We start from the raw sequence: 3,536 nt of genomic DNA, 5'->3' as shown, positions 1-3,536 counted from the left end.
ACGCCCACCACGCCGACGTCGACCACCCCGGCCACCACCACGCCGACGACCCCCACGACGCCGACCACCCCGACCACTCCCACGACCCCGACCACCCCGAACCCGGGCGGGTGCTCCGCTTCGGTCTCGTTGAACTCGTGGAACGGCGGCTTCGTGGCCACGGTGAAGGTGACCGCGGGCGGCAGCGGCCTCACCGGCTGGCGGGTGACGACGGGCCTGCCCGGCGGCGCGGCCGTGACCAACGGCTGGAGCGCCACCAACAGCGGCACCACCGGGAGCGTCACCTGGTCCAACGTCTCCTACAACGGCACCGTCGCGGCCGGGCAGTCGACCGAGTTCGGCTTCCAGGGCACCGGCAGCGCCGAAGGCATCACGTCGACCTGCGCAGCGAGCTGATCCCGCTCCCGGACGAACGGAGACCACCGTGCCCCACCGCAAGCGCGTGCTCGCCTGGCTGACCGCGGCCCTCTGCGCAACTGCGCTCCTCCCCGGCACCGCGCACGCCGACAACCCGATCGTGCAGCACATCTACACCGCCGACCCGGCCCCGCTGGTGCACAACGGCCGCGTCTACCTCTACACCGGACACGACGAGGACGGTTCGACCTACTTCAGCATGAAGGACTGGCGGGTCTGGTCGTCCGCGGACATGGTCAACTGGACCGACCACGGCTCGCCGATGAGCCTCGCGACGTTCAGCTGGGCCAAGCAGGACGCGTGGGCCGGGCAGGCCGTCGAGCGCAACGGCAAGTTCTACTGGTACGTCCCGGTGGTCAACCGGGCGACCGGCCGGATGGCCATCGGCGTCGGCGTCGCGGACAGCCCCACCGGGCCGTTCCGCGACGCCATCGGCCGCCCGCTCGTCGAAAACGGGGAGATCGACCCGACCGTCTTCATCGACGACAACGGCCAGGCCTATTTGTACTGGGGCAACCCGAACCTGTCGTACGTGCGGCTCAACACCGACATGACGTCGTACTCGGGCGGGATCAACCAGATCCCGCTCACCACGGCCGGGTTCGGCACCCGCCCCAACGGCGGCAACCGCCCGACGCTGTACGAAGAAGGCCCCTGGGTCTACAAGCGCAACGGCACGTACTACAACGTGTTCGCGGCGAAGTGCTGTTCGGAGTTCATCGCCTACTCCACCGCGCCCGGCCCGACCGGCCCGTGGACCTACCGCGGCACGGTCATGCCCACGCAGGGCAGCAGCTTCACCAACCACCCCGGGATCGTCGACTACAAGGGCAGCTCGTACTTCTTCTACCACAACGGCGCCCTGCCGGGCGGGGGCGGCTACACCCGCTCGGTGTCGGTGGAGAAGTTCGCCTACAACGCCGACGGCAGCATCCCGACCATCACCATGACCACGGGCGGGCCGCCGCCGGCCGACACGCTCGACCCCTACACCCGGCAGGAAGCGGAAACCATCAACCGGGAAGCGGGGATCGAGACCGAGCCGGCGTCCGAAGGCGGCATGAACATCGGCTGGATCGAGAACGGCGACAACGTCAAGGTCCGCAACGTCGCCTTCGGTGCGGGCGCGAAGACGTTCACCGCCCGGGTCGCCTCGGCGAGCTCCGGCGGCACGATCGAGGTCCGCCTCGGCAGCGCCACCGGCACCGTCGTGGGCCGCTGCACGGTACCCGGAACCGGCGGCTGGCAGACGTGGACGTCGGTGTCCTGCCCGGTCAGCGGCGTGACCGGCACGCAGGACCTGGTCCTGCGGTTCACCGGCGGCAGCGGCTACCTGTTCAACGTCAACTGGTGGCAGTTCACCGCCTGATCCCCTCGCAGCGAAGGGAAACCATGTCCGCACCCCGCCCGGCCCTGGCGGCGGCGACCACGGTCGTCGCCGGCCTGGCCGCCACCCTGTTCGCGGTGTCGCCGCCCGCCGTGGCCGCTCCCGGCTGTTCGGTGGCCTACTCGGCGCCGTCCCAGTGGCCGGGCGGGTTCACCGCGAACGTCGCGGTGACCAACCTCGGTGACGCGGTCAGCGGCTGGACGCTGACCTGGTCCTTCGGCGCCGGGCAGCGCGTCGCCCAGGCGTGGAACGCCGAAGTGGCCCAGAGCGGTGCGCAGGTCACCGCCCGCAACGTCGCCCACAACGCGTCGATCCCGGCCGGAGGCAAAGTGGAGTTCGGCTTCAACGGCACCGCCGACGGCACGAACAACCCGAGCCCGGCCGAGTTCAGCCTGAACGGGACCCCGTGCACGGGCCCGCCCGGACCGACGACCACCCCCACCACGACCACGACCCCGCCGCCGGGCGGGAACCTGCCCTCGAGCTTCCGCTGGTCCTCCTCCGGCGTCCTGATCGGCCCGAAGCCCGACGCCGGCCACGCGAACGTGGCCGTGAAGGACCCCAGCGTCATCCACCACGGCGGCAAGTACCACGTGTTCGCCTCGACCTACACAACCGGCTACAACCTGATGTACACCAGCTTCACCGACTGGTCCCAGGCGTCGGCGGCCCCGCACCACTACCTCGACCGGTCCGCGATCGGCCCCGGGTACCGGGCCGCGCCCCAGGTGTTCTACTTCGCCCCGCAGCGGTTGTGGTACCTGGTCTACCAGACCGGCGCGGGCGGCTCGTACTCCACCACGAGCGACATCGGCAAGCCCGAAACCTGGTCCGCGCCGAAGAACTTCTACGCGTCGATGCCGCAGATCGTCAAGGACAACATCGGCAACGGCTACTGGGTGGACTTCTGGACCGTCTGCGACAGCGCCAAGTGCTACCTCTTCTCCTCCGACGACAACGGTCACCTCTACCGCTCCGAGACCAGTCTCGCGAACTTCCCCAACGGCTTCACCAACACCGTGATCGCGATGGGCGACGCGAACCGCAACCGGCTGTTCGAAGCGTCCACTGTGTACAAGATCGCGGGGAAGAACCAGTACCTGCTGGTCGTCGAGGCGATCGGGACCGACAACCGCCGCTACTTCCGGTCCTGGACCGCACCCGGCATCACCGGCCCGTGGACCGCGCTCGCCGACTCCGAGAGCAACCCGTTCGCCCGCGCGAACAACGTCGCCTTCCCCGGCGGCGCGTGGACCCGCGACATCAGCCACGGCGAGCTGGTGCGCACCAATCCCGACCAGACCATGGAGATCAGCCCCTGCAGGCTGAGCTACCTCTACCAGGGCCTGGACCCGAACGCGAGCGGCGAGTACAACCTCTTGCCCTGGCGCCTCGGCCTGCTCACCCAGACGAACTCNNCCGCGCACGCCGCGGCCGGGTGCTCGGTCACCTACACGAAGACCTCCGAATGGCAGGGCGGCTTCGGCGCCTCCGTGTCGATCACGAACCTCGGCGACGCGGTCGACGGGTGGACGCTGACCTGGTTGTTCACCTCCGGCCAGCAGGTGGGCCAGCACTGGAACGCGACCATCACCCAGGCCGGGGCCACCGTCAGCGCGAAGAACGTCACCTACAACGCGGCCATCCCGACCGGCGGCAAGGCGGAGTTCGGCTTCAACGGCTCGTTCACCTCGGCCAACCCGACCCCGTCGGAGTTCCGGCTCAACGGCAC

Annotated in this window: 3 protein-coding genes; all 3 read left to right on the top strand. The window is 69.7% G+C overall.

What is annotated here, in order from left to right; genetic code table 11:
• Nucleotides 1-129: 129 nt before the first annotated feature.
• Complete coding sequence (locus CCN39_RS52175) at nucleotides 130-396, top strand: cellulose binding domain-containing protein (RefSeq protein WP_279629610.1); 267 nt, start codon at nucleotides 130-132, stop codon at nucleotides 394-396.
• Nucleotides 397-424: 28 nt separating this feature from the next.
• The gene (locus tag CCN39_RS38445) at nucleotides 425-1,786 is read left to right on the top strand and encodes a glycoside hydrolase family 43 protein (protein ID WP_086850748.1); all 1,362 of its coding nucleotides are present in this window, start codon (nucleotides 425-427) and stop codon (nucleotides 1,784-1,786) included.
• A 23-nt stretch (nucleotides 1,787-1,809) separates the two neighbouring features.
• The coding region (locus tag CCN39_RS38440; protein ID WP_244211184.1) for a non-reducing end alpha-L-arabinofuranosidase family hydrolase at nucleotides 1,810-3,536 on the top strand (1,727 nt) is incomplete at its 3' end.

Origin of the sequence: Amycolatopsis kentuckyensis, from assembly GCF_002155975.1 — a bacterium.
Lineage (GTDB): Bacteria > Actinomycetota > Actinomycetes > Mycobacteriales > Pseudonocardiaceae > Amycolatopsis > Amycolatopsis kentuckyensis.
This window is presented reverse-complemented; position numbering and strand designations above follow the sequence as displayed.